Origin of the sequence: Brevibacillus ginsengisoli (assembly GCF_050113715.1) — a bacterium.
Classification (GTDB): domain Bacteria; phylum Bacillota; class Bacilli; order Brevibacillales; family Brevibacillaceae; genus Brevibacillus_H; species Brevibacillus_H ginsengisoli.
In genome coordinates, this window is sequence record NZ_JBNJQR010000002.1 from 183,906 (window position 1) to 207,258 (window position 23,353).

17 protein-coding genes are annotated in these 23,353 nt (G+C 44.2%); 16 read left to right on the forward strand and 1 reads right to left on the reverse strand.

The window, feature by feature from the left end; genetic code table 11:
* Window position 1 precedes the first annotated feature (1 nt).
* The 9 genes from panD to ACQCN2_RS04530 all read left to right on the forward strand — a co-directional run bounded on the left by panD (window position 2) and on the right by ACQCN2_RS04530 (window position 10,955).
* Window positions 2–385, forward strand: coding sequence for an aspartate 1-decarboxylase (panD, locus tag ACQCN2_RS04490; RefSeq protein ID WP_426927698.1), 384 nt, complete (start codon window positions 2–4; stop codon window positions 383–385).
* A gap of 114 nt (window positions 386–499) precedes the next feature.
* Window positions 500–1,951, forward strand: coding sequence for a tetratricopeptide repeat protein (locus ACQCN2_RS04495; protein WP_426927699.1), 1,452 nt, complete (start codon window positions 500–502; stop codon window positions 1,949–1,951).
* Between the two features lie 78 nt (window positions 1,952–2,029).
* Window positions 2,030–4,924 carry an ATP-dependent DNA helicase DinG gene (gene dinG / locus ACQCN2_RS04500; protein ID WP_426927700.1) on the forward strand — a complete coding sequence of 965 codons (2,895 nt, stop codon included), beginning with the start codon at window positions 2,030–2,032 and terminating at the stop codon, window positions 4,922–4,924.
* A gap of 35 nt (window positions 4,925–4,959) precedes the next feature.
* On the forward strand, window positions 4,960–5,847 hold the full coding sequence (locus ACQCN2_RS04505) for a ComEC/Rec2 family competence protein (RefSeq protein ID WP_426927701.1): 888 nt from the start codon (window positions 4,960–4,962) through the stop codon (window positions 5,845–5,847).
* A gap of 17 nt (window positions 5,848–5,864) precedes the next feature.
* Window positions 5,865–6,485: a redox-sensing transcriptional repressor Rex gene (locus ACQCN2_RS04510; RefSeq protein ID WP_426927702.1), complete on the forward strand. Its 621-nt coding sequence runs from the start codon at window positions 5,865–5,867 to the stop codon at window positions 6,483–6,485.
* Between the two features lie 47 nt (window positions 6,486–6,532).
* Window positions 6,533–7,828 carry an amidohydrolase gene (locus ACQCN2_RS04515; protein WP_426927703.1) on the forward strand — a complete coding sequence of 432 codons (1,296 nt, stop codon included), beginning with the start codon at window positions 6,533–6,535 and terminating at the stop codon, window positions 7,826–7,828.
* Between the two features lie 397 nt (window positions 7,829–8,225).
* A complete protein-coding gene (locus ACQCN2_RS04520; RefSeq protein ID WP_426927704.1) occupies window positions 8,226–8,924 on the forward strand; it encodes a hypothetical protein in 699 nt (232 codons plus the stop codon).
* A 56-nt stretch (window positions 8,925–8,980) separates the two neighbouring features.
* Window positions 8,981–9,469, forward strand: a complete 489-nt coding sequence (locus tag ACQCN2_RS04525) for a cell wall elongation regulator TseB-like domain-containing protein (protein WP_426927705.1) — start codon at window positions 8,981–8,983, stop codon at window positions 9,467–9,469.
* Window positions 9,470–9,647: 178 nt separating this feature from the next.
* Window positions 9,648–10,955: a DUF3880 domain-containing protein gene (locus tag ACQCN2_RS04530; RefSeq protein WP_426927706.1), complete on the forward strand. Its 1,308-nt coding sequence runs from the start codon at window positions 9,648–9,650 to the stop codon at window positions 10,953–10,955.
* Window positions 10,956–10,962: 7 nt separating this feature from the next.
* On the opposite strand, the gene ACQCN2_RS04535 is transcribed toward ACQCN2_RS04530, so the two are convergent.
* The gene (locus tag ACQCN2_RS04535; protein WP_426927707.1) at window positions 10,963–11,946 is read right to left on the reverse strand and encodes a CgeB family protein; all 984 of its coding nucleotides are present in this window, start codon (window positions 11,944–11,946) and stop codon (window positions 10,963–10,965) included.
* 134 nt (window positions 11,947–12,080) lie between these two features.
* On the opposite strand from ACQCN2_RS04535, the gene ACQCN2_RS04540 reads away from it, so the two are divergent.
* The 7 genes from ACQCN2_RS04540 to ACQCN2_RS04570 all read left to right on the forward strand — a co-directional run bounded on the left by ACQCN2_RS04540 (window position 12,081) and on the right by ACQCN2_RS04570 (window position 23,240).
* Window positions 12,081–12,794, forward strand: coding sequence for a glycosyltransferase family 2 protein (locus ACQCN2_RS04540; RefSeq protein WP_426927708.1), 714 nt, complete (start codon window positions 12,081–12,083; stop codon window positions 12,792–12,794).
* Window positions 12,795–12,967: 173 nt separating this feature from the next.
* Window positions 12,968–13,498, forward strand: a complete 531-nt coding sequence (locus ACQCN2_RS04545) for a hypothetical protein (RefSeq protein WP_426927709.1) — start codon at window positions 12,968–12,970, stop codon at window positions 13,496–13,498.
* Window positions 13,491–14,996, forward strand: a complete 1,506-nt coding sequence (locus tag ACQCN2_RS04550) for an AAA family ATPase (RefSeq protein ID WP_426927710.1) — start codon at window positions 13,491–13,493, stop codon at window positions 14,994–14,996. The genes ACQCN2_RS04545 and ACQCN2_RS04550 overlap by 8 nt, the downstream gene beginning before the upstream one ends.
* A 106-nt stretch (window positions 14,997–15,102) precedes the next feature.
* The gene (locus tag ACQCN2_RS04555; RefSeq protein ID WP_426927711.1) at window positions 15,103–19,635 is read left to right on the forward strand and encodes a WIAG-tail domain; all 4,533 of its coding nucleotides are present in this window, start codon (window positions 15,103–15,105) and stop codon (window positions 19,633–19,635) included.
* 201 nt (window positions 19,636–19,836) lie between these two features.
* Window positions 19,837–21,012, forward strand: a complete 1,176-nt coding sequence (locus ACQCN2_RS04560) for a pyridoxal phosphate-dependent aminotransferase (RefSeq protein WP_426927712.1) — start codon at window positions 19,837–19,839, stop codon at window positions 21,010–21,012.
* A gap of 115 nt (window positions 21,013–21,127) precedes the next feature.
* Window positions 21,128–22,435 (forward strand): asparagine--tRNA ligase, encoded by a 1,308-nt coding sequence (gene asnS, locus ACQCN2_RS04565; protein ID WP_426927713.1) that lies wholly within the window; start codon window positions 21,128–21,130, stop codon window positions 22,433–22,435.
* A gap of 136 nt (window positions 22,436–22,571) precedes the next feature.
* A complete protein-coding gene (locus ACQCN2_RS04570; protein ID WP_426927714.1) occupies window positions 22,572–23,240 on the forward strand; it encodes a DnaD domain-containing protein in 669 nt (222 codons plus the stop codon).
* Window positions 23,241–23,353: the final 113 nt, after the last annotated feature.

Here is a 23,353-nt window from a genome sequence, read left to right on the forward strand (position 1 = left end):
CATGTTCCGCACGATGATGAAAGCGAAAATTCATCGAGCTACGGTTACCGAAGCCAATCTCAATTATGTAGGAAGTATCACGATTGATAAAAAAATCCTAGATGCGCTCGACCTTCTTCCGAATGAAAAAGTACAAATCGTGAATAACAATAACGGAGCAAGACTGGAGACCTATATTATTGAAGGGGAACCTGGAAGCGGCGTGATTTGCTTAAACGGAGCAGCTGCGCGTTTAGTGCAGCCCGGCGATGTTGTGATTATCATCTCCTACGCTATGATGACGGATGAAGAAGCAAGAACTCATCAGCCGAAAGTAGCGATTATGGGAGAGAATAACCAGATCGTAGAGATTATCGGAGAAGAGATTCACGCAACGATTCGTTAAGAAGCTCACTCTGCTGTTCTCAATCGTACTGACTCGGCAGGTAAGGAATTGAATAGAGCCACCCTTCCAGTGGGACAATGAAGTTATCAGTGTTCTACTAGGGGGTGGCTTTTTATGAAGTTTGAAGAGTATTTCAGTTCCTTATTGAACCAGATTGATCGTATCGAGAGAGATTGGGAGACAGCTGATGGCAATCGTCGAATGATGCTGGCCGGGGAATTGCGTGAGCATCGTCAAATTAGTGATCAGATTGTAGATCAGTGGATTCAATATGAAGAAAAGCTCTCCCATCTCATTAAAAAAGTAAAGCAGTCCACCATAAAAGCCTTCGAGGAAGAGCAAATCATGCAATCCCATTCGCAACTCTTTACGCAAGCTCCTACAACACCCTCGAAGTGGACGAAACAAGAAGAAGCGGAAGAGACTTATCAGCATCTATTTCGCAAAGGTGAAGGTTTTTATCATTTGAGGTTGTTTGAGGATGCGAAGTCTCATTTTGCCGACTTGATCCAACACTATCCGGATTGGGAGCACGGACGTTTGTATTATGCATACAGTCTGTTGTTTTCCGGAGATACGGAAGCGGGCATCAAAGAGTTTCGACTACTAAGTCGCTCCGCCAGTTCCCCAAAAGTAGCTACTATCAGTTATAATGCGATAGGAAGCATATTGGCTCAAACTCAACAGTATCTCGAAGCGTCTCAAGCTTTTCAAGAGGCGTTAGAAATTGCGCCAGATCATCCTGAAAGCTTATATAACCTTGCCCTATGCTACTTGCATACAGGGGATGCGCAAGAGGCCATCGAAGCGATCGAGGAGTATTTAGAAAACCAGGAAGATGATTGGGAAGCACATGTTGTGTGGATGCGAGCGGCCAAGCTATTACATTCACAGGATCAGACGGTGAGATATGTTCCCCCTGTACGTATCCAGGTGCCTACACGTGACTCCGATCCGCAACTGCTTCGCGAGATGGCTATGAACTACGAAGCCAACGGGCAGATTCATCTTGCCTATAAATGCTACCAAATACTGGTGGAGGTATGTCCGGGACAAGGCTGGACATGGCATGGACTGGCTTGGAATTCGTGGCTGATTGAAGGGAAAGAGCGCGCAATCCCGCTTATCAAGAAAGCGATCAGCTTGGCTCCCAAGAATGTGGATTATCTGTTTTCATATGGCTGGATGCAGCTTTGTGGCGGGCAGATAGACCAAGCCGTTAAGATTTTTCGTTTTATCCTTTCAACCAATCGCAATCATTACCTTTCCTTGTCTGGTATGATTTCCGTTTATGCCAAACTGGGAGATTATCTGGAAGCGAAGCGGATCGCCCAATCGTTTCTCGACGCAGAAGATCGTTATGTTCGGTCATTGGGATGCTATCATTTGGGCAGAATCGCTGTATCACAAGAAAACTGGAAACTGGCAAAACACTACTTTAAGCAAGTGATATATGACACGGATCAGTTTAAAGAAGTACCCCACTATATCCAACTGTGTAATCACAAATTGGGTGTGCAACACTCGCTGCAAGATGAAAATCTCTACCCAGTCAACAGTATGTAAGCAGGATTTTTTACATAACTGCCGAATGCTACGAAGGGATGAATAAGCGAGGCAGCTTACATATAGAGGTGACGATTGTTGAATAGTTTCATCGTCGTTGATTTTGAGACAACAGGGACCCATCCCAAACAAGGGGACAGCATCATTCAGATCGGTGCGGTAACCATTGAGGATGGGCAAATTATAGAGCAATTCTCGACATTAGTGAATCCGGGACAGCCGATTCCGCCATTTATTACAGTATTGACGGGAATAACGGATGAGATGGTAGCTGATGCTCCCGTTTTGGAAGAAGTTTTACCGGAGTTTTTAAGACTCTTGGACGGGCGAACATTTGTTGCGCACAATGCTTCTTTTGATTTGAACTTTTTACAAGAAGCCCTGCTGAGTCAGGGCTATTATCCATTTGACGGAGATTCGATCGACACAGTAGAGCTGTCAAGATTTTTACTTCCAATGCAAGAGAGCTACCGTTTGGTTGAACTTGCCGATGAATTTGAGATCCAACACGAAAATCCGCACCAAGCGGACAGTGACGCCTTGGCCACAGCGGAATTATTTTTGCATCTGCTTCAATTGTTGAAAGAATTGCCGCTTGTGACCATCCAACGGCTGCAATTGCTCGTTTCTTCGTTTCGTTCGGATATCGGCAAACTGCTCCGCCATATGGAGATGGAGAAAATGCTTTCGCTTTCTTTTGAAGAGGCGGAGCAAGCGATCGATTCAACCAAGGATGAGCAGTGGGATATATACAGACAGCTTGCTCTTCGCAAACGACCGAACATCCTTTCTGCCAAGTCAGATCCGCTGTATTCGGACTATGAACTTGAGGTTTTTCTGGAGAGTTTGTTAGGCGAAGGAGGAACCTTATCCAAGACCCAGACAGGTTATCAACGCAGGGAAGAGCAGGAAGCGATGATTCGCGCCATTTATGAGGCCATTACGGATGAGGTTCATCTATTTGTCGAAGCCGGAACGGGAACGGGTAAATCGCTTGCGTATTTAATTCCAAGTGTTCTCTGGGCCAAAATGAATCAGCAGCAGGTCATGATCAGCACGCATACCATTCAGTTGCAGGAGCAGCTTTTTCAAAAAGACATCCCGAATTTGCAGCAAGCGCTTCCTTTTGAACTAAAAGTCGCTCAACTGAAGGGACGAGGGAATTATATCTGTCTGCGTAAATTCGAACATGCCTTGTTGGAACCGACGGAATCAACTCACGAGATGTTTCTCGCCAAAGCCCAAATCGTAACCTGGTTGACGCAAACCGTTACGGGTGATTACGAGGAGTTAAGTCTTCCTCCCGCCGGTAATCTCTTGTGGCAGCAAATCAAGAGTGATACCCACTCCTGTCTCAATCGACATTGCCCGTGGTTTTCGCGCTGCTACTATTTTCAGGCGAAGGAACGAACGAGAGACGCTGATCTCGTGATCGTGAATCACGCCTTATTGGTAAGCGATATGCAGGCAGAGAGCAATATTTTGCCGCCAAGCGATGTGATGATTATCGACGAGGCGCATCAGCTTGAAGACGTGGCTAGTCAGCATCTCGGGCTGAATTATTCCACTGTTCAACTCGTTCAGTTATTGGATCGGTTGGAAGTGGATGAAGAAAACGGCATGCTTGATTCCTATGGAAGAGAGTTGATTGAATGGCGCCCGGCACTTTTCCAGTCCGTAGAGAATGCGCGTCACGAGCTGCGACAATCTCATATCCAGGCGAAAGAGGATGCTTCGCAATGGACTCAGCTTCTGTACCACTGGGCGTTGAAGCGCGCGAAGGAAACCACAGAGATTGGGCGTGCGACCATTCGTTATAAACTGTCGGACTTCTACGGAAAAGACGAACGGATCCGCAAAACATCAGATAAACTGATCGTGAGTTTGACTCGATTCGCGGAACAATTGGAAGCGTACCTCAATCTGACCAAGTCTGTTGAGGATACGTTCACCTATTCTATCAGAAGCTATCAGACGAATATGAGAGGACTTCTGGAAGAAATCAAGCAAACAACTCAAGCAATTCATATCCTGCTCGTGGAAGAAAGAGAAGACTTGGTAAAATGGATGGAGATTGAATCACGCACATCCCGCAAACATCTCTTCCTGTTCAGCTCTCCACTCGATATCGCCGAAGCTATGAGAGAGCAATTGTTTGAGAAGAAACGTAGTGTGATTCTTACTTCAGCGACGTTGACGGTGAAAAATAGCTTTGACTACCTAGTGGAACGATTCGGATTTGATCCCAAGCAATCAAAGAATTATCGTACGCTATCGCTGCCGTCTCCGTTTCATTATGAAGAACAGGGATTGCTGTTACTGCCTGCTGACTTGCCGTCTATTGCGGAAAGTGATGGACAGTATCTCAATGCTGTCATTCAGGGATGTATTGACGTAATTTTGGCTGCACAGGGAAGAACACTCATCTTGTTTACTTCCTACTCCATGCTTCGTCAGGTATATGATGGGCTGAAAACAAGATTGCCGGACGAGGAAGGCATTACCTTGTTAGGTCATGGCATCGACAGCAGTAATCGAAACAAATTAGTTCGCAAGTTTCAGCGGGAGCCACGAACGGTATTGCTTGGGACGAGCAGCTTTTGGGAAGGGGTAGACATACCGGGTGATGCTTTAAGTTGCCTGATTATCGTTCGGTTGCCTTTTGCGCCGCCAAATCACCCATTAACGGAAGGGCGTTCGGAGAAACTAAAGGAAGAGAAGAAAAATCCGTTCATGGCCTTGTCGCTACCTCATGCAATCATACGATTCAAGCAAGGAGTAGGACGTCTGATACGCCATCATCAAGATCGTGGAGTCATTGTGGTATTTGATACCCGCATTGTCGAATCCAGGTACGGACGATCCTTCTTGAAGTCGCTACCGCCTTTTCAGACGAAGACAGGTACCTGGACACAATTGCGTGAAATGATTCGACCATTTTTGAACGGTATGCTAGTGGACGAAGAGTCATAGAATGAACCAACTGTTTTATAAGGGTGGTTGGTTCCATGAAATATACGTACCCATTGCTTCTGATTCTTACTTTACTACTTGCGGCCTGCACAATAGATGAGCATCTGAAGAATGTCGTCAAAGTGGACGACCCCATTTTGAGCGAAAATGAGAATGACTTTATCGGCATGGTGACAACATTTTTCCCGCTGAATGAGGGAGAGAGCACACTGATCCGCTTCCCGAATGGCAAGAAATTGCTGATTGATACAGGCAGTGCACAAGATGCTTCAGATTTGATAGAGTTATTACAGGAACGCAAAGTAACCAAACTGGATTATGTCATCATTACCAACGATTTACCCAACCATGCGGGAGGTTACCAGACACTCGCCAATAGCTTACAGATTGACACGGTAATGATACCAGAAGCCATCAGCAGATCCATTCGCCATGTCGTTCCGATTGGTCAAGCTAAAAAACTAGTCCTTCTTCGGGAAGGAGATGAGCTGGCCTTCGATCATGAGATCACCATAAAAGTACTCAATCCAAGTGAGCCGTTATTTCTTTCTCCACAAGATCATTCTCTGGTGTTCCTTTTACGGCAAAATAAAATAAAGTATCTATTCACAAGCGGCATTGGAGAAAAAAGTGAAGAAAGACTCCTGGAGCGCCATCCAAAACTTTTGCGAGCTGAGATTCTAAAGGTGGCGAATCAGGGAAGCAATCAAGCCTCTTCGCAGGTGTTTTTAAGTAAAGTGGACGCGCAGGTGGCTGTTATCGAGTCCGGAATCTTGGAGAACGGATTCAAGGGAACCCAGTCGGAGATCATGGAACGATTAAGCGAATCCTGGGCGGAAACATACGTAACAGGACAACACGGAACGATTACGATTTTATCCAATGGAAAAGACTACAAGGTTTTAAAGCGTAAAAAGGAATAGAGAGGGGGAATTGGAGCATGAAAGCACCTAAAATTTCAGATGCAGTTGTCAATCGACTTCCAATTTATTTGCGTTATTTAACTTCATTGAAGCAAATGGACGTTAAAACGGTTTCTTCTCAACAAATGGGAAAAATATTAGACGTGAATCCGGCCCAAATCCGTAAAGATCTAGCCGCGTTCGGGGATTTTGGGAAAAAAGGGATTGGTTACGATGTCGATTATCTTATCGAGAAAATCAGACAAATTCTAAAGCTTGACCAGGAAATCCATGTTGCTCTGGTGGGGGCAGGTCACCTGGGACATGCGATCAGTAACTATAACGTCTATTTGAAGGACAACATGCGGATCGTCGCTATTTTTGATGCGGATGAATCCAAGCAAGGAAAAGAGATTGCCGGCTTAAAAATTTATTCGATGAACTCCCTAAAAGAAGTCGTGTCCAGCATGCAAATTCGTTTGGCCATCATCACTGTACCTGCTCAGGCAGCGCAGGAAGTAGCGAATTTGTTAGTCGAAGCGGGAATTGAAGGGATACTTAATTTTGCGCCAATGAATCTTCGAATGGAAAAGGATGTGCGAGTGCATAACGCGGATGTGACATCCAGTTTGCAAAGCTTAGCGTACTACCTTACCTAATGGCTAAAGGTTTGTATATCACACAATGATTGGAGAGTCCTAAGAAAATGAAAACGATCATTACACATGCTACTATCATAACCGTGAATCCAACGAATGATGTGATTCTGGATGGAGCAGTTGCTTTCGAAGGAAATATCATTACATATGTAGGTGAGACCCCAGCGGATCTGTCTGGCTATGATGAAATCATTAACGGGAAAGATAAATACATACTCCCAGGTTTTGTTAATACTCATGGACACGTGGGAATGTCCCTTTTGCGCGGGTATGCGGACGACCTTCCGCTTCAGCAGTGGTTGGAAGACAAGATGTGGCCGCTCGAAGCTCAATTTACGGCTGATCACGTCAAATGGGGAGCTTATTTGTCCATTATCGAAATGATCCGTACAGGTACAACCACCTTTGTGGATATGTACGATCACATGAATGAAGTGGCCCAAACTGTACAAGACTCTGGTATGCGCGCTCGTTTGTGCCGCGGTATGATTGGATTCTGCTCAGCTGAAGAGCGTAAGGCCAAACTAGAAGAAGCCACTCGATTTGCCCGTGACTGGCACAATCAAGCAGATGGACGCATCACTGTGATGATGTCTCCACATGCGCCGTATACTTGTACACCAGATTTTATTACGCAAATTCTTGAACGCGCTCATGAGTTGGACCTTCCGATGCATATTCATATGTCCGAAACGGCTTTTGAAGTGGAGCAAAACGTGAAGGATTATGGAGTTCGTCCAGTAGCCCATCTGGAGAATTTGGGAGTATTTTCACGACCAACGCTTGTGGCGCATGCCGTACATTTAACGGATGAAGAGATCGATACTTTGGCAAAATATGATGTGAAAGTATCTCATAACGTCGTGAGCAACCTAAAATTGGCGAGTGGTGTAGCTCGGGTTCCTGACATGCTTGCGAAAGGCATCAGTGTATCGCTTGGAACAGACAGCTCAGCCAGTAACAACAACCTGAACCTGTTTGAAGAGCTGAAGTTGTCAGCTATTCTTCATAAAGGTGTGAACCATGATCCGATTGCCGTTCCAGCCGAACAGGCACTTCGTATGGCAACGATCCTTGGAGCAGACGGTGTCTTCCAAAAAGACAAGCTTGGTTCACTTGAAGTCGGCAAACAAGCGGATATGATCATGCTCAACAGTGCCCAAGCTCACTTCCATCCTGCGCATGACCCTATCTCGCATGTGGTGTACGCAGCCAATGGACGTGACGTATCCGATACGATTGTTGCGGGTCAATTTATCATGCGAAATAACGAACTTCTGACGGTCGATGAAGAACAAGTTATTTTTGAAGCGAATCGTATGTTTCAAAAGCTGAATCGATAAGTTTCACCCTCATGGAGATGAATGAAAAAGTCCTCCCATCAGAGCATTGACGGGAGTTTGGTGCGGCAAAAAGTGTAGGTAGGGGTATTTTGGTTAGCTTCCATCGTGGCAGTTCCGCCAAATGTGTTTCAATGAGGTGTGGCGATAATCAATTGTTGATGGCTGAGGTAATGCTCTAAGCGGTGATGATAACCCTGCCCAGGAAACGGTGTACTCCTGTAGCAACGACTCCATTGGATCCAGGGTTGTCGTCGGCAGTTTCACACGCTCACCTCCTTGGGGTGTAACTGTAGTATGACCCTTCGTCCTTTCGCTATGTTTAGCAAGTTTTCGGCATCGTTCTAAAACCTTCTTGTCCTGCATAATTTTTAGGAACCTGGGACGAGGGGGGATAGAATTGTACATCAGACGAAAACAGCTTTGGTGGCTATTTCCTATTTTTGTGAGTTTGTTTGTACTTGGAGTCGCCCTGGCGAAATGGACAGAACAAACCTTACCCCTCTATGCACACTCAGCAACTGATGGTGAAGAAGGTACGCTTGATGCAAACCGGATTCAAGTAGAGAAATTAATCAACCAACTAAAGGCAGATTATCCAATCTCCTATCAAGTCCAGACGCGGGGTCAGTTATACCGGGGAGTGTATCATGGAGAAGGGTTTGACTTATCCGGTGAGGTGTCAGGTCACACCATCAACATGAAGCGCTCAAACTCAAAGCTTTCCCTTGTGATAGATGGTCACCAGGAGAATCCGGAGTTCTTACCCTACGCCTTGTTTACACCATATGAACATGCAGCAGTGATTCAGGGACAATTACATTCCATTGAACCCCGTATTCTGGAGGGGAATCCATCTAATCGTAAAGGATTCCAGTTCACTCTTCCTGCCGATCAGGTTCGTGAGATGTTAGCCTTATGGTTAGGTCCTCAATTTCAAGCAGATGCTGTCCTAGATCACTATATGGAGAGTGTAGTCATCCGCTATGAGCTGTGGTATGATACGAATGATCATCAGTTGAAACAGTTGACTGTCAATCTGGAAGCCAGTCAATCGCAACTTTCAAAACATGATCAACTAATTTTTCGGTTTTCTTAAGAGAAGAAGCAATTCCTTATGGATCATGGTTGCTTGGATAAAAGGAGTAAACGTTTGTGTATCTTCGGATTGGATTAGTCATTGTAGCGATTGTGTTGGTAATCGGCGGCTTTTCGTATAACATGATTTCAAATGTGATTAGCGACAAGAATCAGTATGAGGATCAGGTTCGACAATGGACCAAAGAACGAACAGGAATAACCCAGATCGATCAGATTGATGAATACCGTGGCAATAAAACATATGCGGTTGTCATTGGAAAGAACCAAGTTGGTACACCTATCGTTGCTTGGTTGACTCCTGATTCTGTTGATTTTGAGATTCTTGATGGCGCCGTTACCAAAGAAAGCGTGAAGACCGCCTTGGAAAAAGGGTACAAAAACCCGAGAATTATTCACATTGTTCCAGGCAAGGACGCTAAGAATAAGTTCTGGGAAGCCGTATTTGTCGATCAAGAAAATCGTTACAATTACGTCTATTATGATTTTTGGACTGGCAAAGTCATCAAGTCTTATCGTCTCAACGCAGTTACAGCTGCTTCATAAGCGTTAAAACCTTCCCTATAACAGGAAGGTTTTTTTGTTATGTGCACTTGACCAATTATATTTGGAGTGGTGAATTCGCTCAGGACGATGATGAAGGTTCCCAATATAATAACATCATCGATCGTGAACAAAGGACAGTGTTGCGTTATTAAATTTTGAAGGGGTGGGGGTTACATTCATGCGAGTGCTATTTTTGGAAAGTCACCCCAAGTGGATAAATGGACTTCCAAACGGCTTTCGTGATGCAGGCCATGAGGTAAAGGTATCGGAAGCGTTTAACGATGTCAATCAGCTCAAACAGATTATCGCTCAATTTTCTCCTGATTTAATGATAACGATAGGTTGGACGAAAGAATTTTCAAAAGAAAAACAGAAGTGGATTCGGAAGGCTGTCAAGGAAGCCGGGGTGCCACATGTTTTTTGGGCAACTGAAGATCCTAACTGTACAGCGCAATACTCCTTACCTTATATCGAGAATACAGCTCCAGATTTTGTATTTACCGCCTGTCCGTCTTCAGTCAATTTGTATCATCAAAAGGGGATTGCAGCAGCATATTTAGGCTTTGGATACTATCCAAGTAGTCATCATCCCGCAGAGCCGGAAGACAAGTATCGCTGCAGGATTGCCGTGGTTTCTAATGCCTTTCCTGCTCAGCCGCTTCAGGTATACCCGGATCTCTGCCGTATTCAAGCGATGAACACACTGATTCGACCACTATTGCAAGAGAATATCCGAGTAGATTTTATGGGAACGGGTTGGGAACGAATGGGGTCATTTTTTGAGCAAGACATCCCTAGTGAATGGAATCACGGATATTTGGAGGATTCGGAGTTAAAAAAAGTTTACTCTTCAGCCGATATCCTGATTTGCTTGCAAAATAGTGATACAAAAGTATCGATGGAAACCTATGAAATTCTTGCTTCAGGGGGCTTTCTTCTCACTCTTGATACCCCAGCTATTCGGAATCTGTTTCGACCCGGAGTGGATCTTGTGGTTGCAGATTCTCCTGAGAGTACATTGACTTTGGTTAACCACTACCTGCGAAATCCAGATGAACGCAATCGGATTCGTAAGCAGGGAAGGGTTGCCGTAGCCAATCATCATTATAGGAATCGCGCAGAGAAAATAATTACGGTCTTGAGCTGTCATGGTATGTTAAATCATTCAGATCCACTTTTTCATTCAACCATACTTGTGTCATCAAGCAAATCAAGGAAAGTCCAGAAGAAAAACAGTGCGAAGACGAAGAACACGAAGCTAAAGAATACGAAGCTAAAGAACACGAAGAGGAACAGCGGTGCCAAGTCAATAAAAGCGCAGAAGAAATCATCTAGGCGTGTTATCTGGTATAAAGTAATCGAAGGAGATACGATCGTTAAAATTGCTCGAAGATTTGGTGTAACCGTCAGACGAATCATGCAATTAAATCACTTGGGTACTCGTGTGCTTAACGTCGGTCAACTTCTCAAAATTAGAGGGAAGTAAGCAAGGATTAAGGATTTAACAAGCCATGTTCGATAAGCCGTTCAATAATGTATTGGGCACGATTCCGATACGAGTGCTGTAGTATTGCTTCAGGGGCTCTTTTACGAATTTCAAGGCGACGTTTTGGGTGAGTGAGGTAGTAATTGATTTGGTTGAGAGTCTGTCTTGGAGAGGCGGAAGTGATCAGGTGTACGCCCGAATGAAATTGCTGTTGAATAGCTGGTGTATCAAGGGTAAGCATAAGTCCTCCCGCAGCCAAAATTTCATAGGTCCTCTGGCTTACTTGATCCATTCGGTTCTGCAATCCAATCACGATGTCAGCAGAATTATATACGTGGTTGGTTGCTTTGTACGGGATTTTTCCGTGAAGCCACCCCATTGGAATGTGAACGCCTAGAAATCGCTCTGCATTCTTCCATCCTTCTCCCCAAAAGTCCACCCGGATTTTTCTCTTCAGCAAAGGCTTTACCAACACCTTCAGAGATTTTAACCTTTCGTTGCCCTCCATACCAAACGTATAGGCTTGCGCGTTAGCGACCACGGCGATTCTTCGTTTATACTTCTTATTTTGATTTGTCGGGTAATGAATGCCCGAAGAATATCCAAAGTCTAAATAGTCAGCGTGAAACCCAAGAGACCTGTATAGATCAACGGTTTGAGACGAAATCGTAAATATATAATCAGGCTGCATGGTTTGTACTAAAGGAATACAGAAGCTGTGGGTGTGTATGGGGTCCTCGACTGACCAATAAATGTGCGGAATGCCTCGTAGTTTTACTTGGTTTCGGATCCATTCTTTTGAAATTCTTGACGTTTCTCTGCTCCACCCTTGTGTAACGACTAAATCCGGAGAATAATCATCTATCATTTTGGCTAAATCATTTTCGTTTGTTAGTCGGCCAGAAATTTTAACATTGTGGGAAAGTTCTTGAAAGCCTTGGGAGAGAGTATGTTGCAACTTATAATTACTATCAATGAATAAGACCCTCATGTCAGGTTTTCCCCCTCGAAGCGTGCTGATTTATTCTTTCTATTCACCTTCGGAAAAAAGGGTTCTGAGCAAATCATCATATTCTAATCCTCTAGAAGTGTTAAGGAGAGGTGTGAAGGAAGGTGGGTACGCCGATGAAAACGGATGGTGTTACCATCATTACATGTACGAATAAACCATATTACATGGATAATATTTTTGATAATTATCATAAACAACTTTGGGATAAGAAAGAACTGATTATCATCTTAAATAGAGATGATTTTGATTTGAATGAATGGACCATAAAAGCAAGCGGCTATCCAGATGTATCTGTTTTCCAGCTCGAGTCTTCTATAAGCTTGGGTCGATGCCTGAACTTCGGAGTAGAAAAAAGCAAATATCCGTACATTGCCAAGTTTGACGATGACGACTTTTATTCACCTTACTACCTGAGATCCTCAATACGAGCATTTAATAGAACCAAAGCGGACATCGTAGGCAAACGATCGTATTACACTTTTTTTGAGGAAGACAAAGCGTTATACATCCGATTTCCGAATAGAGAGAGGTCTTATCAAAAGAGGGTAGCGGGTGCGACCATCATGTTCAAAAAGAAAGTGTTTAAGCAAGTATCTTTTAGAGATGTGACGCTTGGTGAAGATTATCACTTCCTAAATGATTGCAGGAGAAAGGGATTTAAAATATATTCAACCAATCGGTACAATTACGTGTCGATCAGGAGAAGTGACCCTAGCTATCATACATGGATCCCAACAAAAGAATATATTCGCGGAACAGGAAAATTCGTCGCGTATACGGACGATTTTTACAAATACTCGGTAAGACCTATATCGAGGATGTCTTAAGAGACCAACAAGAGCTGATAGATGATCTATCAGTTTTTTTGTTTTATGATCTCCCTCTTTATCCATTATCTACATAGGAATGACGATTGCTAAATGTGCTATACTTAAAAACGTCCCGAAATGATAGATGAAAATCTATACGAATGGTATACAAATAGAAAGGGGAGTATTTCATGCAATTGCGTAAGGCACCGATTCTTATATCATTGCTGGTTACGATGGCTCTCCTGTTTGGCGGTTGGTTTTTATATCAAAAGGTAGAAGTAGAAGAACCAATTCGTACTGAAATATCAGGAATGACGTCAGCGACACTGGCAGATTTACAGATCAATAAAGATCAGATATTGATTAAATTGACAGTGACCAATCCGGACAAGTTTCCTGCAGAATATATGGATTTACAGAACTATATCGCTCAAGATATTACCAATAAAAAGGTGGAAGTCGATCTGACTAACCAGAATCCTGCGTTAAAACAGATCTGGATGGATGGTACTTTCGCGTTTACCGAAGCATTAGATCTTCGAGAATACAGCAAGATCCCTCAGCTTGTTAGCGATTGGAAAGTGAAAAACCACTTGGACAATGCGTCCACCGCTATGGATCAGAACAACATCTATGTCTTCTTGAAACGTGGATCTGAAGAATACTATACAATCGTTCCGCGCAATACCACAGATGGAGAGGTGAGCGCGCGTGGGTAAAGAAATATTGTACGGGGTCGTCCCGGCAGTTATCATTTTTCTATTGTATTTAGGAATTAACATTGGTCCTTTCTTGTTGTTTGCAGCTGTTTTGGCAGGTCTGTACTTTTTGGTGTCTCGTCAAGGAGGGATTGGTGCCACAGCCAAGAATGGTCGTAAAGGCAAGCATACGGTTCCCAAGACGGATATGACGTTTGCCGATATTGGCGGACAAGAGCGTGCAAAGAATGAGCTGAAGGAGGCTCTTGATTTTCTGGTTCAAAAAGACAAAATTAACCATTACGGAATTCGTCCGATGAAGGGTGTGCTCTTAACTGGACCTCCTGGAACGGGCAAAACCTTGATGGCAAAAGCGGCAGCCAATTATACGAATTCAGCTTTTCTTGCGGCTTCCGGTTCACAATTCGTGGAGATGTATGTAGGGGTTGGTGCCCAGCGGATCCGTGAGTTGTTTCGTGAAGTGAAGACGATGGCTGAACGGAATGGACAGGATTCGGGGATTATTTTCATCGACGAGATCGATGTAATTGGTGGAAAACGTGAAGGCAATCAACAGCGAGAGTACGATCAGACGTTGAACCAATTGCTGACGGAGATGGACGGTATTCAGACGGAAGAGAAGCCGCGAATCCTCTTGATCGCAGCTACCAACCGTAAGGATATGCTTGATTCCGCTTTACTTCGTCCTGGCCGCTTTGACCGTCACATCGTTGTGGATTTGCCTGATAAAAAAGCGCGTGAACAAATCCTGCAAATTCACACCAAAAACAAGCCGATTTCTCAAGAAGTTACAATCGGGAATGTTGCTCAGGAGACCTTTGGATTCTCCGGCGCACAGTTGGAGAGCGTTGCCAATGAAGCAGCCATCTATGCGATGCGTGAGCAGTCTGATGTCATTTTGTCAAGCCACTTCTCCATGGCTGTTGATAAAGTGATGATGGGTGAGAAGAGTGACCGCGAAGCGACGGGCGATGAGAAAAAACGCGTTGCCCTTCACGAATTAGGCCATGCGATCATCAGTGAACAGGTACGTCCAGGTTCAGTCTCTCAAGTTACCCTTAGCCCGCGTGGTCAAGCGCTCGGTTATGTTCGACAGAATCCAATGGAGGATCGCTACCTGTATACGAAGGAAGCGTTGGAGAAACAAATCATGGTTAGCCTCGGAGGAGCCGTAGCCGAAGAAATTTACTACGGTGGCCGAAGCACAGGCTCTCGCAATGACTTTGAACAAGCGTTGGGTATGGCGCACGAGATTGTAAAAAGCGGTATGTCCAAGCTTGGGATCATTCACGTCGACTATATCGATAAAAATCAAATTCATGAAGAAGTGAATCAGACGCTGGAAGAGCTTCTGACAAGAACAAGAGAAGTTCTCAAGCAATACGATGATGTATTCAAAAATAGTTTGCATATTCTATTGGAGCAAGAGGTACTCAGCGGAGATCAATTCCGTGAGATGCTTCAAAAAATCCAGCTTACAGAAGAACTAGTAGGATAATTCCTGCTAGTTTTTTATTTTCTCCGAAACTTGTGCCAACTATATGGGTGAATGAATATGCTACATATGACATGAACAGGAGAATTGGAAAAGGAAGGGAACCAAAATGGCCAAACCACAGCGAAGAAGAAAGAAGCTAAGCCAAGAGCCAGCCAATTTGTTTGAATCAGAAGTGTATCAGCCTCAGCTTGAGTGGCTATCAGATAATGATCAAATACCGCTCAGGGAAACGGCTTCGAACAACGTAAAATCATATCCTCCATTGCGTTCGGTACCAATGGAGTCTACTCATCAGGAGTCGACCGCATCCAAAGAGACACACTCACCTCGTGAAGATGCGCCTTCGAAAGAGACGAAAATTACAAACCAGAAGAAATTCACCAAAGTCGTCAATGAACGAAAAGAAGAGTTTCCTACCGCCACTTCCGTCATATACACAGATGATTTGATGGATCAGTCCATAACAACGGAGAAGATTGCCAATCGTTCCATCACCGCAAGCAAAATTAAACATGGAAGCGTGGAAAGGGAACTGATTCAAGATTATGCGATTGATCATACGAAGCTGGCTAATCACTCGGTAACCTCCAGTAAAATTGCGCCATATTCCATCGGAGAAGAGCATATCGCGAATCAGGCAATCTCTGGAGAGAAACTGCAGGACCGATCCATCCACGGCAGTAAACTGATGAACAATAGTATCACGTCGGATAAGCTAGCAGATAAAACGATTGATTCGATCAAAATAGCTGAGGGCTCTATCCAATCCAGACACATACATGATCAAGCCATTACATCTGAATTGATTCAAGATCAGGCAATTGTCTCTGAAAAGATTAAATACGGATCCATTCAATCGAACAATATAGCCAATGGTGCCATTAATTCCGTCAAGCTGTCGGATGGTGCTGTGACATCGTCCAAGTTGAGAGATGGTGTCATCACGTCAGAGAAGCTTGGTGACGAGGTTATTGGCGCACATCACTTACAACTGCATGTCATTCAAAACAAGCATTTAGCTGAAGGGGCTGTTCTAGGCGAAAATATTGCGTTTGATCAGGTTAGTGGAGAGCACTTGAAAGAAGAAATAATCGACACCAGCCACTTAAGCAGTGAAGCTGTTACGGCAGAAAAAATCGCCAATAACGCGATTACTAGCCAGCACCTTCAAGATCAATCGATTGTCTCTTCAAAAATTTCACGTGAAGCGATCAGCGATATTCATTTGCAGCCTTTTTCGATTCAAACCAGGCATTTACACGATTATTTAATCACGAATAAAAAAATCGGTGACCAGCAAGTAACTGAATCCAAGATAGCGGATGCGTCAATCACGACCGCCAAAATTGCGGAGCAAAGCATTGCATCACAACATATCGGGCTCGATATGATTCAAACCGAACATATTCAAGATAGCTCCATCACCGCAGCCAAGCTGGCGAAGCGGAGCGTCGAGCAGGCTCATCTCAAGGATCGAATTATAGACCGTCAACATATCAGTGAAGCGGCTGTACAGACGAATCATTTGGCGGAGCAGTCCATTACAGCCTCCAAGCTTGCTTCAGAGTCAGTTTCAACCGATAAATTGACGGGTTCCGCCGTTACAAGCAGCAAATTATCGGATTACTCCGTCACTTCGTCCAAAATTGCCAACGAAGCGGTAAAGAATCATCACATCGCTACCGGTGCAATCAGTAAAGAAAAGATTGGGGACAAAGTGATTTTTGGTCAACATCTTGCAACCAACTCGATTTCCACTGAACATCTGCAAGAAAAGGTTGTCGGGACGGTACATCTGATGAACGAGGCCGTAACATCCGAAAAAATCGCCGAAGAGAGCATTAAAGCAGCCCATCTGCAGCTCAAAAGCATACGTCACGAGCATCTCGGGCTAGATTCTGTTCAAAGTAGAAATATCCAGCAAGGAGCCATTACTGCTGATCATATTGAGCCGTTTTCCATTACAAACAAACACATCTGCTCTGAAGCAATAACGAGAGACAAGATTGGTGAACTGGAAGTCATGAACAAACATCTTGCCAATCATTCAGTGTCGTCTCTCAAAATTATGAATGAAGCGATTGAAGAGAACCATCTAAAGCCATTCGTGATTCAAAGCCAACATCTAGCAAACGAAAGTGTTACTTATGAAAAAGTGGGGAAACAGCAAATTCAAGGATATCATCTAGCTGAAGCCGCCATTACAGCTGATAAAGTTGCTGACGGCAGCATTCTCTCCCACCATATTCAGGGTGGGGCCATTACCACTTCTCATCTCTCTGATTACAGTGTGAGCAAGGAGAAAATCGATGATGACTCAATCACGACTGAGAAAATCATTAATTACTCCATTACAGCTGAGAAAATCGCCTATGGCGCAGTAACGACGGAAAAAATAACCGACGACTCGATCACAACCGAAAAAATCGCTTCGGCTTCGGTAACCAAAGAGAAAATTGCTGACGCTTCTGTCACCACGGAAAAAATCGCCGAAGATTCCGTAACAACTGAGAAATTGATAGACGCTTCTGTTTCTACAGAGAAAATGGCAAATTCGTCAGTAACGACGGAGAAAATCGCCGATGTGGCGATTACCTCAGAAAAAATTGGCAACACAGCCATTACGACAGAGAAAATCGCTGACGGTTCAGTAACGACGGAGAAATTGGCGAGTGCTTCGGTTACCTCCAAAAAGATCGCAGAAGGCTCAATTACTACCGAGAAAATCGCGGAAGACGCGGTAACGACGAATAAAATCATCGATGGAGCGATCACCTCAGACAAATTGTTAGATGCTTCCATCACGGCAGCGAAAATTTCGGATGCCTCCATTACGTCAGGTAAAATTGCCAATACCGCTGTCACGACCAAGAAGATTGCCAATGCAGCCATCACCACGGAAAAACTTTTTGACGGGTCCATCACTAGCGAAAAAATCGCAAATAACAGTGTAAATTCAGGTAAAATAGCTAACTCCGCAGTGATAACCGACAAGATTGCCGACGAAGCAGTGACGACAAAAAAGCTAATGGACGCTTCTGTAACGACAAAGAAACTGACCAATTTATCCATTACCGCAGACAAATTGGCGGAGGCTTCTATTACAACGCCAAAGATCGCCAATACTTCCATCACAACAGATAAACTGACTGACAAATCTGTAACGGAAGATAAATTGGCGGATGCATCGGTAACAACCGATAAACTCGTGGATACTTCTGTGATTACAGATAAAATCGCTTTTGCCGCTGTTACGACCGAAAGGATTTCTGATCAAGCCATCACTACAGAGAAGCTCTTTCAGTCAGCGGTCACAACCGACAAGATTGCCAATGCTTCTGTGACAAGCGAAAAAATCTCTGAAGCAGCCATCACTGTTCATAAAATTGCGGAAGACGCGGTTGCTACTGATAAAATCGCTGACACAGCAGTGACAACAGAAAAAATCGCCGATGCGGCTATCACCAAAGAGAAAATTGCGGATGGTTCCATTTCTTCAGATAAAATCGCCGATGCCGCTGTAACAACTGTCAATATCTCGAATTTCGCGGTATCCACGAAAAAAATCGCCGATGCCTCCGTCACAAGTGAAAAAATAGCGGACGCGGCGATCACGACCGAAAAAATTGCCGATGCTGACGTTACAACCGAGAAAATCGCGAACTCATCGATTACGACCAGGAAACTGGCCAATGCCTCTGTTTCAACCGATAAGTTAGCGGATTCGTCTGTCGTGTCTGAAAAACTTGCCAACGCTTCGATCACAACCGATAAAGTTGCCAATGCTGCCATCACGACTGAGAAAATTGCCGATTCTTCCATCGAACCAAAGAAGCTTACTTTCTCACCCGTAACCACAACAAGTGGAGAAAGCCGGAATTTACAACAGTGTGGAATTGTACCTTTTACGATGGAAAACAAAAAACAATCGCTTCAGATAGAAGTTCAATTCCCAGAACCATATGCAACGAACCAGTATGTGATTGTTGCAACGACCAATTCTCCTTCTTGCCATGTCTCGATCCACACATTGAACCGTACACGCGCGATTTTATCCATTGATCGGTATATTGCAAGTGGTCTCGTGAACGGCGTGGTTCATTGGATTTCCATGGGAGAGAAATTATTAAACCCGTTAGAAATTAATGAATCAACCATGGAAACGGCCAATACTCATGCGCAGGATCCAACCTCTGTGGAAACAATCCGTCAAGTGGTCGACGATACAATAAATGAAGTAATTACAGAAAGCGCTATTGATGAAGTTGAAGTTGTAGAGGAAATTGACGGGGAGATGGAAGTAGTAGAACCACTTAGCGAAGTTGAAGAGGTGGAAGCAATTGAGGAAGAAGTGGATGAGGTACACGAATCCGCAGAGTCCATCGTCCATCAGCTCGAGGAAGTCAATGATCTAACAGAAGGATTGGTGGATAAACTAACGGTTGAACTAATAGATGAATGTACCGATGAAGTTACGGTTGAAATAACAGTTGCAATAACAGATGCAATAACAGGTGAAGAACCCGAAGACGATAGCGACCATTTTTTCGATGAATTTGAAGGGAACTGGGACGATAACGATGAGATTGAAGATGAGCCGAAACAAGAAGCGACAAAAGCGCTAAATCGTTTTGAATGAAGGTTAACCAGGACATAACCCGCCATTCTGATTGAAGATTCGTGTTAAAGAATGGCGGGTTTCTTTTGTTTTGTTTTAGGGGATTACTATACAAAAGAAAGGATGATATGTTAGGCTAATCGTAGTATCATTATCCAGTTGAGGATAAATAGAATACATAACAAGTATTATGTTAACTTGTTGAGGGGGTTCCTTTTTACCATGAAACTATCGAAACGAGTCTCAATTCTTGCACCATCTCCTACGCTTGCGATCACTGCCAAGGCGAATGAGTTGAAGCGTCAAGGAGTAGATGTGGTTGGTTTAGGTGCAGGCGAACCAGATTTCAACACACCAACTCATATCATTGAGGCAGCGGAAAAAGCGATGCGTGAAGGAAAGACCAAGTACACGGCCACTGCAGGTGTACCGGAACTCATTCAAGCCATTCGAGAAAAATTCGAACGAGACAACAATTTATCCTTCGGCCCTAAGCAAATCATCGTAACCAATGGAGGGAAGCACGCTTTATTTAACCTCTTCATGTCCTTGCTTGATCCAGGTGATGAAGTAATCATTCCAATCCCGTTTTGGGTAAGCTATCCAGAAATGGTCAAGGTAGCGGATGGGGTGCCTGTTTTCATCGAAGGACCAGAAAGCAATCAATTCAAAGTAACGGCTGATCAGGTAAAGGCTGCCATTACTCCACGCACCCGCGCAGTGGTTATCAACTCTCCAAGCAATCCTACCGGAAGTATTTACAGCCGTAAAGAATTAGAAGAGATTGCAGATGTTTGCTTGACTCATAAAGTATTAATGATATCTGATGAAATTTATGAAAAGTTAATTTACGATGGCCAGGAGCATTTCAGTGTAGCGAACTTGAGCCAAGAAGCGTTTGAAAATACAATTATTATTAACGGTATGTCCAAGCCGTATTCGATGACAGGCTGGCGGATGGGCTATGCGGCAGGGAACCAACAGCTTATTCAGGCAATGGTTGACCTGTCTAGCCACTCTACCTCCAATCCGACTTCATTTGCTCAATTCGGTGCCTTAGCTGCTCTCACTGGTTCACAAGAACCACTCGAAACCATGAAAGTGGAGTTTGTTAAGCGCCGTGATCGAGTGGTTGAATTGCTGAACCAAATTGATGGGATTTCCTGCTTGAAACCACAAGGAGCCTTTTACGTATTCCCTAACGTAGCTGGCGCTATGGAGAAGAAAGGGTATACCAGTGTTGATCAATGGAGCGAAGCGTTACTTGAAAAGGAAAAAGTAGCGCTGATTCCCGGAAGCGGATTCGGTTCTCCGAATAACGTCCGTATTTCTTATGCCGCTTCCATGGAACAGCTGGAAAAAGGTATTGAGCGCATTAAACGATTTGTGGAAGAATAGGAACATCTTCACGACCTGTCCTTATTGGGGGCAGGTTTCTTTTTGTCGAATGATCGTGCGACGATTGAATTACGTATGTGGTAATAGTATAATTGTGAAGGTTATCTGTAAGGTAATGGAGGGAATTTCTTTGACACTAACAACCATTGCCCAAGTAGGGCAGCATGTGGGACAAGAAGTACGAATTGGCTGCTGGCTGTACAATAAACGCAGCAGTGGGAAAATCCAATTCCTCCAACTTCGTGACGGTTCCGGTTTTATTCAGGGAGTCGTGGTGAAAGCGGAAGTGAGCGAGGAAGTGTGGGAAGCCGCAACCAAGCTTACACAAGAAAGTTCGATGTACATAACCGGGATTGTCCGTGCGGAAGAGCGCGCTCCAAGCGGTTACGAATTAACCGTAACGGGAATTGAGATTATTCAGATTACCGAAGAATATCCAATCTCTTTGAAAGAACACGGCGTTGATTTCTTGATGGATCACCGTCATCTCTGGTTACGTACACCTCGCCAACGTGCGGTAATGGCGATTCGTTCCGAGATTATTCGTGCTGTATACGAGTTCTTCCAACAAAATGGCTTCTTTAAAGTAGATCCGCCAATTCTCACACCAACTTCTGCGGAAGGAACAACGAACCTATTCCACACCAAGTATTTTGAAGAGGATGCGTATCTTTCCCAAAGCGGTCAGCTTTATATGGAAGCAGCTGCGATGGCATTAGGTCGCGTGTATTCTTTTGGCCCGACTTTCCGCGCTGAGAAATCCAAAACCCGCCGCCACCTGATCGAGTTCTGGATGATTGAGCCGGAAATGGCGTTCGTTGACCACGAGGAAAATCTGCGAATTCAAGAGCAGTTTGTTTCACATATCGTTCAATCTGTTCTGAAAAATTGCCAAAGAGAATTGAAAGCACTGGATCGAGATGTCTCCAAGCTGCAAAACGTTCTCGCGCCATTCCCGCGGATTACGTATGACGATGCAATCAAGCTGTTGCAGGAAAAAGGAAGCGAAATCAAGTGGGGAGACGACTTTGGTGCTCCGGATGAGACAATGATTGCCGAGCATTATGAGAAACCGGTTTTCATTACTCATTACCCAACTGAAATCAAGGCGTTCTACATGAAGCCACATCCAGAGCGTCCAGAGGTAGTGCTTTGCGCTGACCTTATCGCACCAGAAGGCTATGGCGAAATTATCGGCGGTAGCCAACGGATTGATGATCCTGAATTGCTGGCTGAGCGCTTTAAAGAACATGAGCTTTCCGAAGAATCCTACAAGTGGTATTTGGATCTTCGCAAATACGGAACTGTGCCTCACTCCGGTTTTGGGTTAGGACTAGAGCGTACGGTAGCATGGATCTGCGGACTGGATCATGTTCGCGAAACGATTCCGTTCCCACGTCTTCTGTATAGACTCTACCCATAATTGGTTCTTTACACAATAAGGTCTCATGTGAAACAATAATAGTACACTCCGTTACTTGCGTAGCGGAGTGTCAATTTTTTTACATTCGTTTTTTATATTCGTGATTGGTATAATGAGTTAGAGGTGACGTATTATCATGGATCAACATATTCTTCAAATTCTGCAAGAGGGTGCGACGTCCGTATCCAATTTACTACTAAAAAGATATAAGCGGATGGCTCTTTCAGATAAAGAGATGATGCTGATTATCCACCTCTTATCCTTTCAGCAGGAAGGAAATCTATTTCCAACCCTCGTTCAATTGGAAGAACGCTTATCCATGACCAGTTTGGAATTGATTCAACTGCTGCAAAGGCTGTTAAAGGAAGAATACTTAACCATTGATGAGATGATTGATGAGCAGACAGGAGTTCGCTCCGAGCGATATAATTTGGAACCACTATTCCGACGTCTGTATCACTGCCTAAACGATGAACATCGGGCTACCTCAGCTTCAATGGATGAATCGATTTCGGAGGTGGCGGCGAGCCAGCATTTGGGAGGCGTCTACCAGCAATTTGAACATACATTTGGCAGACCCTTATCGCCATTTGAAATCGAGACCCTGCAAATTTGGCTTGAACAGGATCGGTACCCAACGGAATTAGTGCTTACCGCATTGCGGGAGGCTGCTTCGGTTGGCAAGCTTTACATTCGTTATATTGATCGAATTTTGTTAGAGTGGCAAAGACAGCGAATTACAAGCGTTGAGGAAGCGCGCAATTATATTTTACGTTTTCGACGACAATCCTCTGCGAATGTATAATCAAGTTAGAGAACCGTTTCAGACGACAAGGTCTGGAACGGTTTTTTTGTGATCCTGTCTTCTGCTTTTTTTGTACCCGTAGTTCAGTGCCTACATATGATATAGGGAAGGAG

What these genes read in the sequence shown, in the direction of transcription:
- panD (WP_426927698.1), top strand. Translation starts at nt 2, where the DNA reads ATGTTCCGCACGATGATGAAAGCGAAAATTCATCGAGCTACGGTTACC.
- ACQCN2_RS04495 (WP_426927699.1), top strand. Translation starts at nt 500, where the DNA reads ATGAAGTTTGAAGAGTATTTCAGTTCCTTATTGAACCAGATTGATCGT.
- ACQCN2_RS04505 (WP_426927701.1), top strand. Translation starts at nt 4,960, where the DNA reads ATGAAATATACGTACCCATTGCTTCTGATTCTTACTTTACTACTTGCG.
- ACQCN2_RS04510 (WP_426927702.1), top strand. Translation starts at nt 5,865, where the DNA reads ATGAAAGCACCTAAAATTTCAGATGCAGTTGTCAATCGACTTCCAATT.
- ACQCN2_RS04515 (WP_426927703.1), top strand. Translation starts at nt 6,533, where the DNA reads ATGAAAACGATCATTACACATGCTACTATCATAACCGTGAATCCAACG.
- ACQCN2_RS04530 (WP_426927706.1), top strand. Translation starts at nt 9,648, where the DNA reads ATGCGAGTGCTATTTTTGGAAAGTCACCCCAAGTGGATAAATGGACTT.
- ACQCN2_RS04535 (WP_426927707.1), bottom strand. Translation starts at nt 11,946, where the DNA reads ATGAGGGTCTTATTCATTGATAGTAATTATAAGTTGCAACATACTCTC.
- ACQCN2_RS04540 (WP_426927708.1), top strand. Translation starts at nt 12,081, where the DNA reads ATGAAAACGGATGGTGTTACCATCATTACATGTACGAATAAACCATAT.
- ACQCN2_RS04545 (WP_426927709.1), top strand. Translation starts at nt 12,968, where the DNA reads ATGCAATTGCGTAAGGCACCGATTCTTATATCATTGCTGGTTACGATG.
- ACQCN2_RS04555 (WP_426927711.1), top strand. Translation starts at nt 15,103, where the DNA reads ATGGCCAAACCACAGCGAAGAAGAAAGAAGCTAAGCCAAGAGCCAGCC.
- ACQCN2_RS04560 (WP_426927712.1), top strand. Translation starts at nt 19,837, where the DNA reads ATGAAACTATCGAAACGAGTCTCAATTCTTGCACCATCTCCTACGCTT.
- asnS (WP_426927713.1), top strand. Translation starts at nt 21,128, where the DNA reads ATGGAGGGAATTTCTTTGACACTAACAACCATTGCCCAAGTAGGGCAG.
- ACQCN2_RS04570 (WP_426927714.1), top strand. Translation starts at nt 22,572, where the DNA reads ATGGATCAACATATTCTTCAAATTCTGCAAGAGGGTGCGACGTCCGTA.